The organism is Microcoleus sp. Pol1C5, assembly GCF_036701115.1.
In the GTDB taxonomy this organism is placed as follows: Bacteria; Cyanobacteriota; Cyanobacteriia; order Cyanobacteriales; family Microcoleaceae; genus Microcoleus.
The window spans coordinates 67,316-81,255 of record NZ_JAUBQE010000014.1; the positions used below are offsets into that span (position 1 = coordinate 67,316).

9 protein-coding genes are annotated in these 13,940 nt (G+C 45.5%); 4 read left to right on the forward strand and 5 right to left on the reverse strand.

Going from position 1 to position 13,940, the window contains the following annotated elements:
* Positions 1 to 571 precede the first annotated feature (571 nt).
* Both QUA23_RS10315 and QUA23_RS10320 read left to right on the forward strand, forming a co-directional pair.
* Positions 572 to 1,423 (forward strand): DUF1206 domain-containing protein, encoded by an 852-nt coding sequence (locus tag QUA23_RS10315; protein ID WP_333074773.1) that lies wholly within the window; start codon positions 572 to 574, stop codon positions 1,421 to 1,423.
* A 201-nt stretch (positions 1,424 to 1,624) separates the two neighbouring features.
* Entirely contained in the window at positions 1,625 to 2,593 is a 969-nt protein-coding gene (locus QUA23_RS10320; RefSeq protein WP_333074772.1) for a TIGR03885 family FMN-dependent LLM class oxidoreductase, read from the forward strand.
* Between the two features lie 183 nt (positions 2,594 to 2,776).
* Here the strand turns inward: QUA23_RS10320 and QUA23_RS10325 are convergent, their stop codons facing one another.
* The 4 genes from QUA23_RS10325 to dtd all read right to left on the reverse strand — a co-directional run bounded on the left by QUA23_RS10325 (position 2,777) and on the right by dtd (position 7,197).
* Complete coding sequence (locus QUA23_RS10325) at positions 2,777 to 3,004, reverse strand: hypothetical protein (protein WP_333074771.1); 228 nt, start codon at positions 3,002 to 3,004, stop codon at positions 2,777 to 2,779.
* Between the two features lie 165 nt (positions 3,005 to 3,169).
* The gene (locus QUA23_RS10330; RefSeq protein WP_333074770.1) at positions 3,170 to 4,063 is read right to left on the reverse strand and encodes a DUF2382 domain-containing protein; all 894 of its coding nucleotides are present in this window, start codon (positions 4,061 to 4,063) and stop codon (positions 3,170 to 3,172) included.
* A gap of 867 nt (positions 4,064 to 4,930) precedes the next feature.
* Positions 4,931 to 6,157 (reverse strand): HetZ-related protein, encoded by a 1,227-nt coding sequence (locus tag QUA23_RS10335; RefSeq protein ID WP_333074768.1) that lies wholly within the window; start codon positions 6,155 to 6,157, stop codon positions 4,931 to 4,933.
* A gap of 584 nt (positions 6,158 to 6,741) precedes the next feature.
* Positions 6,742 to 7,197 carry a D-aminoacyl-tRNA deacylase gene (gene dtd, locus QUA23_RS10340; protein ID WP_333074766.1) on the reverse strand — a complete coding sequence of 152 codons (456 nt, stop codon included), beginning with the start codon at positions 7,195 to 7,197 and terminating at the stop codon, positions 6,742 to 6,744.
* Between the two features lie 175 nt (positions 7,198 to 7,372).
* Here dtd and QUA23_RS10345 point away from each other — a divergent pair, with 175 nt between their 5' ends.
* Positions 7,373 to 7,546, forward strand: a complete 174-nt coding sequence (locus tag QUA23_RS10345) for a hypothetical protein (protein WP_333074765.1) — start codon at positions 7,373 to 7,375, stop codon at positions 7,544 to 7,546.
* A gap of 57 nt (positions 7,547 to 7,603) precedes the next feature.
* Here the strand turns inward: QUA23_RS10345 and QUA23_RS10350 are convergent, their stop codons facing one another.
* Positions 7,604 to 12,382, reverse strand: coding sequence for a CHAT domain-containing protein (locus QUA23_RS10350; protein WP_333110362.1), 4,779 nt, complete (start codon positions 12,380 to 12,382; stop codon positions 7,604 to 7,606).
* A gap of 81 nt (positions 12,383 to 12,463) precedes the next feature.
* On the opposite strand from QUA23_RS10350, the gene rnhA reads away from it, so the two are divergent.
* A complete protein-coding gene (rnhA, locus tag QUA23_RS10355; protein WP_333074759.1) occupies positions 12,464 to 13,381 on the forward strand; it encodes a ribonuclease HI in 918 nt (305 codons plus the stop codon).
* The last annotated feature ends 559 nt before the right edge of the window (positions 13,382 to 13,940 follow it).

A 13,940-nucleotide genomic window follows, 5' to 3' on the forward strand; every position in this document is an offset into this window, starting at 1 on the left:
CAGCACGGCTGCCTTTATTAGATTCGCCTTGTAAAGCAGGGGAGATGCGGACGCTCAGCACGGCTGCCTTTATTAGATTCGCCTTGTAAAGCAGGGGAGGTGTTGTTGCTGCTATATTTCCTAATCCAACAAATTGCAGCAGGAAATTTTGTCAGCCCTATCCTTATAAAAAAGCAGGTATATTTGCTTCCCAATTACCCCTGAAACTCTAGACACTATTCAGATTATTATTGGGTTTTGTATGATTATTTTTAGCGGCACCAATTCTAATTATTATCAAAAATTTGGTTAAATAATTTTCAACCAAGGATATACCATACTGCTGGCAGACTGCTGCATCAGCGAAGCTATATCATATCCCATAAAGCTAGATTTGTCAAGGCTAATCAATATGAGATTTATCAATCAATCAACCTCTGAATCTCCCGCTCAAGACAGATGAAAAAAATCTCTAAACAAGGTAATTATTGAATTAATAAATAATAATACAAATTATTTGTTTAAAGTTAACAGGAAAGGAATTCACTATATACCTAGGCCAGCAGTCGTTAACAACTAAAGTATAAAAAATATGAAACGGCACAACTCACCCACCGACAGCATTAAAGACTCAATTGGACAGACAGCTTCTCATCCCTGGTTTGAGCGACTGGCAAGATTGGGATATGCTTCCAAAGGCTTAGTTTACTTTATTGTCGGTTTTCTAGCAGCACAAGCAGCCTTTAGTATGGGTGGCAGGACAACCGATACTAGCGGTGCATTATCAGAAATTGTTAACCAACCGTTCGGTAAATTTCTACTATTTCTGGTAACGATTGGCATTATTGGTTATGCCCTTTGGCGTATCGTTCAGACAATTCTCGACCCAGAACACCAAGGAGAGAAAATGGATGCCAAGCGAATTGCCCAACGCATTGGCTACGCCTTAAGTGCTTTAGGTTACGCAGGTTTGGCTTTAACGGCTGTAAAACTGATAATGGGTTCGGGTCGTAGTAATAGCAATACAACCCAAGATTTGACAGCCCAAATTTTAGCGCAACCCTTTGGACAATGGCTGGTAGGATTGGCAGGATCAATTGTTATTGGTGTAGGCTTTTCTTATTTCTACGAAGCATATAAAGCCAAATTTCGCCGCCATTTCAAGCTAGATGAAATGAGTCCAACCGAGCAAAAGTGGGCGACACGGTTGGGTCGATTTGGAATTGCTGCCCGTGGAGTTGTTTTCGTTATAATCGGTTTTTTCTTCATTCAAGCAGCAAGGCTCTCGGATGCCAGTCAAACGAAGGGATTGGGCGAGGTGTTGGCAATTGTGGCACAACAGCCTTTTAGTCCAGTGATTTTGGCTCTAGTACCTTTGGGTTTAATTGCCTATGGCATCTACTCGGTAATTGAAGCTCGCTATAGGCGAATTTTACGCTCATAAGCTTAACCGTTATACAGAAAGTTAGGAATTTTGAGTCCAAGATTATTTTGGGTTAATTAAAAACTTATCTAACTCAAAACTCAAAACTTTTACTAGGCGTCCTGATTCAATCACCTGCTTTTAAGTCTGGATATTTTAACTCAAAACTCAGGGCGGGTAAGGATGTACCGCCCCTAGTCAACTCAAAACTCCTAAAAACTTATGGCACAAATTGGTTATCACGCTTCCCACGAACAGTTTAAGCCCAGCGAACTGCTGAAATATGTCCAAATGGCAGAACAAGCTGGCTTTACCCATGCCCTTTCTTCCGATCACTTTCATCCTTGGAGTGAAGCGCAAGGACAAAGCGGTTTTGCTTGGTCTTGGTTGGGTGCAGCAATGCAAGCAACGCCGAGGCTTTCCTATCGAGTTGTTTGCGCTCCCGGACAGCGGTATCATCCGGCTATTATTGCCCAAGCTGCGGCAACTTTAGCAGAAATGTTTCCAAATCGTTTTTGGCTCACGGTTGGCAGCGGTCAAGCGTTGAACGAACATATTACTGGGGATAAGTGGCCTACTAAGAGCGATCGCAATACACGCCTCAAAGAATGTGTCGATATTATCCGCGCCCTTTGGGCAGGAGAAACCGTCACCCATCGGGGTTTAGTGTGCGTAGAAGATGCAAAACTCTATACCCGCCCGGAAATTCTCCCATTAATTATCGGCGCGGCAGTTACTCCAGAAACCGCAGAATGGGTGGGCAGTTGGGCTGATGGATTAATTACGACTTCTCGCCCACCTGAAAAGTTAAAAAAAGTCGTCGATGCGTTTCGTCGCGGTGGCGGAGAAGGGAAACCAATGATTTTGAAAGTGCAGCTTTCCTATCACAGTAATGCAGAGAAAGCACTACAAGGCGCTCACGATCAATGGCGCAGTAACATCTTCAAAAGCAAAATGTTGACAGAACTGATAACGCCCGATCAATTTGATGCCACCGGGGAGTTTGTGCAACCAGAGGAGTTATATCAACACGTCCGCATCTCGGCAGACCAAGAGCAGCATATTGAGTGGTTGCAAAAAGATATTGAATTGGGGTTTGATGAACTAATTTTGCACAACGTTAACCGAGAACAAGAGCAGTTTATTGAGGTGTTTGGCGAAAAAGTAGTGCCAGCGCTGACAAAAAGTTGAGTCGTAATTATGATGATGCTACTGATATCATTCCGGCGCTGCCGGAATGATATCAAATCCGCGCTTCATCGTCGGGCGTCAACTCGAATCAAGCTGCCAACAAATATAGGGCGCTATTTTCAGTTTTTTGACTCATAGTCAACAGTCAACTATCACCGACGGTGCAACTGGAATCGATATGACTTACCGACTAGGATTGTCAGAATCCTGAGTGCGATCGCTATCTCCCAAATCCAATGGGGTTCGCCACTTATCGGGATGGCGCGGCATCAGCATTCGCACATCACGATCGCGCAAGCCGATGCCAGCATCTTTGAAGGCAAGAACGATATCAAATGTCTGCTGAGCTTGTTGAGCTGCAACTGGCTCAGATTTTACTAAAAAACTGGTCGCATAGATGCTAAACGACAAAGCTAAAAATGCTGGACTTAATTAGCGGCAAACGCCAGCAATTAGACATTCTAATGATCCTCTTTTTTTGTAAGTGTAGTAATTTTGTAGGTTCGTATTTGCGCTTCAACGCATATTTGGTGGAAGACAGCGCAAATACAAACCCTTGTTCAATTCATTCGCACTCTAACGCCCTTCCGTCTTCACGTCCAACTCTTCACGACGCAGTGTTTCCCTTGCCTCAACAATCTCCGTTTCAACTTCTTTCCTGATGTTAACTTCTTCGCGCACAAAAGTTTCTTTTTTGAGATCGGCAGTCTCTTCGTAAACTTCCATACGCATCACCTTTTCCTGCTGGAAGGGAGTATCCCGAGTTACTGGCGCACCTGCATTTCCTGGAGTTATACTCTCAATTACAACTCGCTCTTTTTCTGTGGGAATTGAAACTCGTGCCGTTTGGGTTTCTACTCGCTTGCCAATTGCTACCTCCCCAGCTTTGTGACGGCTTTTCTCTGCAACCAGTCGTTCTTCGTAGAGTCGGAATTTGTGATGCTCGCGCTCGTTCATCTGATACAATTGAGGCTCTTGTTCGTAAGTGTAGGTGTTGCGGTCATAACCAGCCACCATAGCTTGGTTAGAGACAGAACGCGGCATAGAAACTGGTGCAGATGCCTCTAAAGGCAATGATGCTTCTACAGGTGCAGACGCTTCTACAGGTAGAGTACGATAAACACCCCGCACCTGTTCTTCATAATCGTAATCAACCACCATCCCATCCTCATACCTGGGTAGTCTTTCTGCTTGGTCTTTACTGCTCAAACCCGTCGCGTAGATGCGCTCTGCATCAACATCCACTCGACAAAGAGCAACTGGAACTAATACCTTTTTGCCAAAGATCCAGAAACCCGTGTCAACAACAAAATATCGGAAACGTCCTGTCTCATCAACTAGCGCGGTATCGATGGAGCCAATCTTCTCATCTGTATTTCCAGAATAGATATCCAGACCTTTGATATCTTCGCCATTAAAAGCAGCTTCGCGGTAGTTGGGATTAAAATCTTCAATTTTGTAAAGTAACATAGGAATCCTTCCCTTTCTATCTACATCAACTTATGCCCCCATTTTATAGAGAACTCAAATTTGATGCTTCCTTCTTATGGAGGATTAAATGAAACAAAATAGTACGATGAGTATATTTATTTTAATTTTTTTCTGTCTTGGGATAGATAAATTGTCATTTTTTATCTACCTTCCGCACCCTCAATTTTCACAAGCTGTTTTTAACATTTTTATCTAAAAATAAAATTACCAGTTATCTTTTAATACGCTAAATTAACGGAGATAAAACATTTTATAGACCAATTTATTACTTTAAAACTAGAGTTGTGTGGGCATTACATATACTAATAATTCTCAAGGAAAAACAAAAAAAAAATGGGCTTTTTGTGTTTTAGCTAAAAAAGCAACAAACGAATAGAAAGTTGCAACATCTCTTTAAACTTGTTGGAATAATAACATAAGGTCTTGCCATGTAACCCGCGCCAGATAATGTCTGGACTCCGGTGTTATGCCGTTCGACCGCAAGCCCTAAATATCATTATGAATATATGCAATGCCGCCTCTTCAGCAAGCAATTTCCCATAACTGAGAACTAATGACTAATAACTAATAAAAACAAATTCCCCGGCCTAGCCAGAGAACGAAAGATATTAAAAAAAGTAATAATGACTAATAAAAACAAATTCCCCAGCCTAACCAGGGAACGAAAGATATTAAAAAAAGTAATGTTGTTTTAATAAATTGAATATGCCAAAAAGCGGCGATAATTTAGTAGCAGCCCTTGTTGATTTGAGAGCGGACGCCGGGGCGGGCATTCCTGTGCAGGTGCCGCACCCGATCGCATTTTCCAGTCTCAAGAAAACAGTTGCATTCATATTGGAGCACCAATTAAGCTTGGTTGCTGTTGCGAGTCTGGCTAGCCAGCTCCAACAGTTGCGCCCAGCGTTTTTGGACTTGTTTGGGAGTGCATTTGAGGGCGGTGGCGATCGCCTTGTCGCTTTCTTGATTCCGCTTCATTTGTAACAGTTGCTGCATTTCAGGCGACAGTTGAGCGCGAAATGCTTCCCATTTGTCCGAAGTCATTCCCAGCTTTTGATCGACATCAGCACCCAGCCATTCGTGGACGAGTTTCCAATTTTGAGTGCGGGCAAATTTTTCGACGTGGTACTTGAAACGTTGTTGCAAGTAGTCGCGCTGGCGGGAAGACAAACCGAGCACGCGGTCAATTTCCGAAGCCGAAAGGTCTTGCAATTTTAAAGTTAAGTAATTCACGCATTCTGGCTGATTTTGCGATTCCAGATAGGCGATCAATTCCGAGACTACTCGATCGCGCAGCACAGCATCAGCCGGATCGACAGTTTCCGATACCATTTGCTCGCGCACTTGTTGCAGCGCCGGAGAGCGGCTGTACATTTCCGCTTCTTCTCCCTTACCGGATTCTACAGCCATTTCAATGTCGATCGCAGTTTCCGGAGGCTGGCCCTTGGCAAATCCTTGAGCGCGCAACACGATCAGGCGTTGGCGGTTGCGGCCGGGCAAACCGATTTGGCGCTTGGCGTAGTGTTCGGTGAAAGCCATGTACTCAGCCAATTCTAGCTGGGTGCGGGGCTGGTAGGTGACATCGAGTTGGTGTTCGCGGCGGAAAGCTCGCAGAGATTCGATGTAAAAGCCTTGCAAAAAGTCTTCAATCATGTTGTAGCGTGCTTGGAAGTTCAAGTTCGATCGGAAAGAAGCAACATGGCGGTAAATCATCGCCGCGAGGTGAGAGTGCAGTTCGACGCGGCCTTGTTTGGAACCGAGGCGGTAGTATTGCAGGATTTTTTGCAACCGGTGCTCGGCCAAGGTGATTTGCCAAGCTTCAACTTCACCGGAAATTTGGATGCGATCGCTTTTTTGGCAAATCCGTTCAACTTCCTTAGCAATCCGCATCGCCACTGTTTGAGCGCTGCGGCTGGCAGTTTTCATTTCGGCTTGCAATTCTTTGAGGGCGAAGTTAGCCAAAGCGAGGATATCGATGCTGGGAACAGTATTGATTTCAGCGGTTGGTTCCGGAATGCAGTTGAGGTCAGAAGCGGTGTTGCAGTTGACGGTGTTGGTGGCAGCTTTGACAGTCATGGCGTTTATCGGGTGGTAGGGCACAGCGGGTGTGCGAGGACATTTGTTAGAGAGTGAGGCGGCAGTAGCTGGCGGTTTCGCTTGCTGTGCTGATTCAACTCTCTATACATTGAATGTTACGGAAGTAGAGATAACCGCAGTGATGCCAGTGTTCCACTCTCTCATCCAACAGTTTTTGGCTGCTGAATCTGATTCTAAGCGCTGACTGTGGAAGATTGGTTTTATTGCCGTTAAAGCCTTACTGTACAAGCATTCTGAGCTGTTATTCGTGTGGGGCGATCGCGAAAAAGATTGACGGTGTTCTGGGGCCGCTGAGTGGACGATTTACAAACTGGTTTTTTAAGAGTTTGAAGTTCTGGAATCGGGATGGGAGAAAATGTAGGGAAAACCCATGTCTTCTGAACCTACGCAACAGCAGTTAGGAAACCCGGTTAATCTGCAAATTTGCTCTTAGTAACGGCAACGGCTTTTTTTGAACGAACCGCGAAGACGCAAAGGACACGTTCGGCGAAGCCGTTCCCGAAGGGTAGGAAGATAAAAAAAGTAGGGTGCGGTCCGGTGAACAGAGAGGCCTGTCAACCAACTCACCCCGATTCTCTCTCTAATACCAAAGTCACCGGCCCGTCATTTTCGATCGAGACTTGCATCATCGCTCCAAACAAGCCTGTTTCAACTTTTAAGCCGCTCTGGCGCAACTTTTCGACAAAATTCTCATAAAGAATTTCGGCTCGTTCAGGAGCTGCTGCTCGATCGAAGGAAGGTCGCCGACCTTTGCGACAGTCGCCGTAGAGCGTAAACTGACTGACAACCAGCAACTCGCCACCTATGTCTTGTACGGACTTGTCCCAGCGCCCGGTATCCGTGGCAGAGTCGGGAAACAAACGCAATTCTAGGCATTTGCGAGCCATCCAATCGAGTTCTGCTTCGGTGTCGGTGTCTGCAATACCTACAAGCAAGTTAAGTCCGCGGCCAATTTTGCCGACAATTTGACCTTCTATTTCGACTTGAGATGATTTTACTCGCTGGATGATGACTCGCATAGACTTGCTTTTTGGTAGCGTCTTAGGATTATTTGAACAGCAGCGCAATCGCCGTGTCGCTATGAAAATGAAAACGGTCCGATACACCGATGTCGGCAAAGTCCAACAACAATTATGGTCGAAGTAGGAAATTCTGGGTTAATACATCTTCTTTTTGCCTAAATATTGTTCAGAAATGAATCCAATTGAATGGCAGTGGCAATATATCAAAAAAAATCAACTAGCCGGAAAAATGTTTGAGGATGAATTAGAGCTCGCTTCTGCTGTAATTCATGGGGTAGAAGTTAGAGCAGAAAAAGGAAAGTATACTACAGAACCTGTTCAATTTAACTCCTATCAAGTTACTTAATCCTTCGTTACATACTTCTAAATATTTCCCTCGACTTACTTAATCACTAATCACCAATCACCAAGGACTCCCAATCATCACAAAAGCCGACCAATAATAAGGATGCGACAACTTTAAATCCGCAAACCCTTGCAGCGAAGCCGGCAACTCCACCCCCTCACCCCGACTCAAACCCCGCAATCGGCCACCCTCCAAACGCACATCTCCCCGCAACATCGCAATTTGCGCTTGTCGCAGCGCCGCCCCCTTAATTCGCGCCGTCTTCAACTGCTGGTAAAACTCACTCATCAATCCCAAAGTACCTTCATCACTCACGTACCACAAACTTCCCAAAGCCGTTTGCACCCCCGCTTGCAGCGCCAAACCCCCGAAACCCAACTCCGCCTGTGCATCTCCCACCGCAGTCCGGCAAGCACTTAAAACTAACATATTCACCTGCGGATCATTCAATCTCAAATCCCGCAATTGATCCAGTCGCAGCCGACTATTCCACAACTGAATAAAAGAATTATTCGGTGATCCAGGTCGAAATTCGCCGTGAGTAGCTAAGTGAATAATGCCAAAAGGCCGGCTTTGATGCTGTCGCTTCAAATTCTCCAAAGTGAAATCCTCATTCAGAAAACTAACTCCCGGCCACTCTCGGGAAATAGCTGCTATTTCAGCAGGAACTGCAGGCAAAGGATTCAACTCGGAAAATTCCGAGGCACCCATTGCTAAAACTTGAGAATTTCTGAGATCGACGTAGCGAGTCTCTGTTAAATTAATGCTGGGCATCAGGCTGAGATTGTACTTTTCTACCAAAAATTGCTGTCCGTCGTGCAAAGCAGCAAAAGGCATACCTCTCAAACCTCGATCGACAACAAAGGAAATAGTATCCGTTTCGCAGTTTTTCAAACTGTCCTCTAAAGGCGCAATGATCCACTTATAAAGCTGTTGGGAAGATGGTAGATAACTCGTAGTAGCCCGCACCCCCGGTTTGGTAATCTCATCCCGGAACTGAGTGACAACTTTCAGCAGTTCTGCCCGGTTCGCAGCTGGCACACTTTTGTGAACCACTTCACCGCAAGAAGTGATCAGCATTAAATTTAATTCTTCGGGCTGTGAGAATAGATAAATTAAGCTGGGTTTTGTGCCGGTTTGTGCGCCCACGGATGCTAACTTTGTTTTAATTTCCTCTGGGGATACCAACTCGTCGCTGATGTTGATGCCTAAATATTCCCCGAATTCTTGGCTGAAAGATTGATCCACTAGAGACAAAGCGGCCGATACATTGCCGGTTTCCAAATTCCTGCCGATGTCACCGCGAAATGCTGACTGAATAACTGAATCTCTGATATTTGAATTGAGGAAATTTCTCATTTCTCTGGGAGAGTGCATTCTTTCGGGGGGCATCCTTTGTCCGGGTTTTCCTATATCTCGCGATATTCTGTTTTGGTTCTGCCGCTGTTCGCGACTAAAGGGTTGGTTGCGATCGGGAAAAACCCGGTTTCTATCTAATGGAAATCTACCGCTTGGCGATAGTGGCGGAGGATTTGTACCGGGAGGATTTGTACCGGGAGGATTTGTACCGGGTTGATTTATACCGGGTTGATTTGTACCGGGTTGATTTATACCGGGTTGATTTGTACCGGGTTGATTTGTACCGGGTTGATTTGTACCGGGTTGATTTGTACCGGGTTGATTTGTACCGGGTTGATTTGTCGTGACGATCGCACTATTGCCTTGAGTGTAAGAATTTATGAAAGATCGGCCCTGAGTAATCGTACCCACAGGATTACTGGCGATCGCCCCAGCAGTACCGTTAGTCGTCGCATCTCCCACCGCAAAAGGCGTCGGCGGAGTGGCATCGCCGCCGCCGTGGCGGATCGTAACTGTACCGGGTTGAGTGTCGCCAAGAGTCGAGATGCTAACAGGAGTGCCGTTTTGGTCAAAACTACCCGTCACTCGCACTAAAGCCGGAGTTGCAACTTCAACATTACTGCCCGGAGCATCGATCGATGCAACACTAATATCATTTTGAGCGTTAAGATTTACTGTAGAAGTGCGATCGGCCCTAACAACAGGATTAACATTTATTCGCCCAATTCGGATTTCGTTGCCAGCTAAAATTCCGACACTTTCAACAGCACTTATATTACCAGTGCTGACGGTTCCCCTGGTGCTAGCGACATCAACTGCAACTCCCTGTAACTCCCCTGAATTCACATCCAGCGGTGCAGTTAAATTGACATTTCCTGTTGTAGCATCCGTATTGCCAATATTAATACTTCCAGAATTGCTAGTTACATTAACTCCAACTCCTCGCAAATCCCCTGAATTGACATCCAGCGGTGCTGTTAAATTGACAGTATTTTCGGTTGCTGTAGCGCTTCCAATATCCATACTTCCCGAAGAGCTATTTACATTAACTCTTGTTCCCAGCAAATCCCCCGAATTTACATTTCCCGATCCTATTATATTAATATTTCCAATAGATGTAGTATTACCGATCGCAATATTTCCGCGATCGCTCTTGAGTTCCACTGATCCCCCCAGCAAACTCCCTGAATTTAAGTTGCTGGTCGCTCTCAAAGCAATCGTAGCCTCCGGAGCATTGATCGAATCAACACTAATATTATTTATGGCGTCCAGATTGACTACGGGAATGATGGGATTAACTGGATTTGTGGCGACAGGATTAACAGTTATTGCCCCTGTGCTGATGTCCTGTCCGGCTACAATTCTGACATCTCCCGAAGTAGCGATCGCACCCGTATTAACACTCCCATTGCTGCTGCTAGCACTGACAGTCGCAGCGGTTAGATTGCCAACCGTTAAGTCCCTAAAAGCTGTCAAATTGATATTCTCGGTTGCTGTAATATTGACTGGTATAGTATTAGGAACAATGAGATTGGCATCAGTCAAAACTCCCAATGCTCCGGAGTTACTGGTAATATCAACTTTAGAACCCTGCAAAGTCCCAAAATTCACATTGCCAAAAGCTCTAAGTTCGATCGCCCCGGAAGTCCCAGTATCGATCGAGCCTGTGACGATATTACCCCGAACAGTATTCAGACTAATACTGCCGTTGATATCAGCACGAGAAATGTCACTTGTCAAGATAATATTGTCATTAGCTTGAATATTAATTGTCGAACTAGACGTTAATCTGCCCCCAACTAGCACTTCTGCTTCCCTACTTTCTAGACTAATTTGACCGCCATTAATATCTCTAGTTGCGATATTTCCCAGCGCTGACAAAATTACCGGCCCACCTGCTGAAATATTTTCAACTGAAATCAAATTGTTTGATAAAATTGGATTTGTAAAAATTGAATCTTCACCTAAACTGTTACTAACAGGATTTAGCAAATTTGCCACTCCCGCCCGCAAAATTAATGCGGGACTGCTGGTTAAAATAGCAATATCTGGATCGTCGGGATTCACATTTTCCCTACCCAATGCAATATCAGGGCCGGTAATTGTAATATCCTCGGCAACAATGCTCCCCTTCGCCTCGACTTTCAGCGAAACACCAGTATAATCTCCCAATAAAACATCTCCTTCCGAACTGATAATCGGGTCAAATAAACTCACGAAATTTCCCGGCATTCCTGACAAATTCCGCACCGAGAAATTGCCCCTCGAAACAAAGTGAGAATCCCCCGAAATAATACCGTTGCTAACCAAACTCAAATTGCCACCGCTTTGGAATTGCGGGGGAAGAGATGAGCCGCCGATCGCATTTTGAGTGAGAATATCAATAGTGCGATCGGCTTGAATGTATAAATTCCCCCCAGCCTGCGCCAAAAAAGGATTCTGGGCGCTGTCCCTGACCCGCACCGCATCCCCACCCAGCAAACTCAAATTCCCCGTAATTTGCAGCCTAGCACCCGCTAACGTGAGATTTTCTGCAGCCCATAAATTCGCACTTCCCGCATTCAACTGCGGAAGCCCAGACACATTAGCAGCAATCGCCACATCCCCAGAATTCACCTGCAAACCAGAACCCACAAGCCTTACAGAACCGTCATCAGCAACCGCAACACCAGCCGCCTGATCTTGCCCCGTACCTGTCAGCAACTGCGGCAAAGAAATAGGATTCAAAGTCTGTTGAGAATTACCAACATTCCCACCAGTTGCTATTTCCAAACTCAACAGATGCCCTGGCTGACTAATTCGCAAAACCTGAGATCCCGGAACCGCAGCAACAGTAATTTGCCCGCCCGGAGCCGACAACTGCCCGGTACTAACAACCGTACCGCCAAGCAAAGCCAAATTTTGCCCCGGAGTCACAGCTAAATTGCCAGCATTAACAATACTTCCCGGTACACCCGCACCAAAATTAAAAGCATTTGGCGTACCCACCAAGGCGCTAAAATTATTTGTACCCGCAGCATTAAACCAATTAGAACCAAAACCGACACCAGTAGCAGTAGTTGCAGTAAAAGCCGCCGGCACATTCAAACTCGCGTTCGGGCCAAACACAATCCCCGCAGGATTAATTAGAAACAGATTAGAATTGCCGCCCGTGACAGTAATTAAACCGTTAATTAGCGAAGCGTCCCCGCCAGCAATTCGAGCTAATATATTTTGAATAGCCGAATTTGTCAGAAAATTAGCAATTTGACCTTCATTCAAGCCGAACTGCCCAAAACTGTGAAAAAGATTCGCGCCGTCTCCCGACAAACTGCCACCGTTGATATCATAGCGGTTGCCGCTGGGGGTGACAACAGTACCCGTACCGTCAGCAGCAGGCACTATGGGCTGTGCTTGCGCGAAAGTATTAAAAATTAACAAAGAAAACGGACAAATAAATAGCGCAACCTTTTTAATCTTTAAGTTGGCATTTTTCATAGCAGTAACTAAAACTATCTCAATTGCCTTAATTATCGCACTTGCAAACAACTTACCCCTAAATAACAAATTAATTCGCTCATGACAACTCCCAAAATCAAAAGCCTCTACACAGACGGCGCTTGTTCCGGCAACCCAGGCCCAGGTGGCTGGGGTGCAGTAGTTTGTTTCGCCGACGGCAACTGTCACGAACTTGGGGGTGGAGAACCCCAAACTACTAACAACCGCATGGAAATGCAGGCCGCCGTCGCTGCGCTGGAATTTTTTGCGAATTCCGGTCAAACCGAACCAGTCACCGTTTACACCGATAGCGAATACGTTAAAAACGGCATCACTAAATGGATTCAAGGCTGGAAAAATAAGGGCTGGAAAACCTCAACCGGAAAAGATGTTGTCAACCAAGACCTCTGGCATCTGCTAGACAAGCTGAATTCCCGGCAAATCAAGTGGGAACACGTCCGCGGCCACTCCGGGGACTTCTACAACGACAGATGCGATGAAATCGCCCGCAGTTTCTCGCACAATCTCACTCCCGAACTGCAACAGCGCAAACCAACTGTAGGCGAGACTCAGGCGGACACTTTTGTCAGCGCGGTCACATCGCCCCTAGGTTCGGAAAACACAATTGTTTGGGAAGAAACGGACACAACTGGTAACAAAACGATAGAATCCTATGTCATAACTTCTGACCTTCCGATCTCCCACTCTACCATGATGGATTCAACTGCCGATACCCTGGAGAACTTGCCCCGCGAGGTGAGGGTTCAAGACCTCCGCAATCTGATCGAAACGTTGCACATCGCCGACGAGGTTGCGACGAAAGGCTACTTGATTACCAGTTCTGAACTGGCTGATTTGATGGATGTAAATGCCAGCGCTGTCACCAGTCGTGGAGACAACTGGGTTTGGCGAAATTGGGTAGTTTCGCGGGTGCGGCGCGAAGGCAACCAAATTCTCTGGCAATTAGAGAGAATCGACCACGTTAGTACAACTGATTAGTGGTTAGTCATGAGTTATTAGTTGATTAATGACTGATGACTAATGACTGTCTCAAAGCAAGATTTGGCAAAATTCCGTAGGGACACAACATTGTTGTGTCCTTTTAGTCATCAGTCATCAGTCATTAAATTTGAATGATAGGCATTCACTCTCCTATATTGAAAACCATCTGCGTTGCATCGGCGCTTTCCCTATTAGGGAGCATCTCATATTTGTAAAAATACTTCTTCTGCCTCCTGACTCCTGTTTCCAGGCTCCTAGCTCCTAAGTCCTAACTCCAATTTCTAGCTTGGCTTCATCCAAAAGTGAGAGGCTCTCCCCTATTAGACCTCTCCAACAATTTAACTATGAGTGCGATCGCTTCCATATTATCAAAGAATTGTCGCTTCACTTTCATGAGTCAACTTGGGGAACATATAGAGAAAAATTTCTCATAAGCCACAAGGCTATTAGATCTAGGATATGACTAACTCAAGCGGCTAATTACTCATGCTGAAAATCTGCATAACCAGCCCAAAAAAATCAACAGAGAAAAGCCTGAAACGATCGCCCAAAGCAG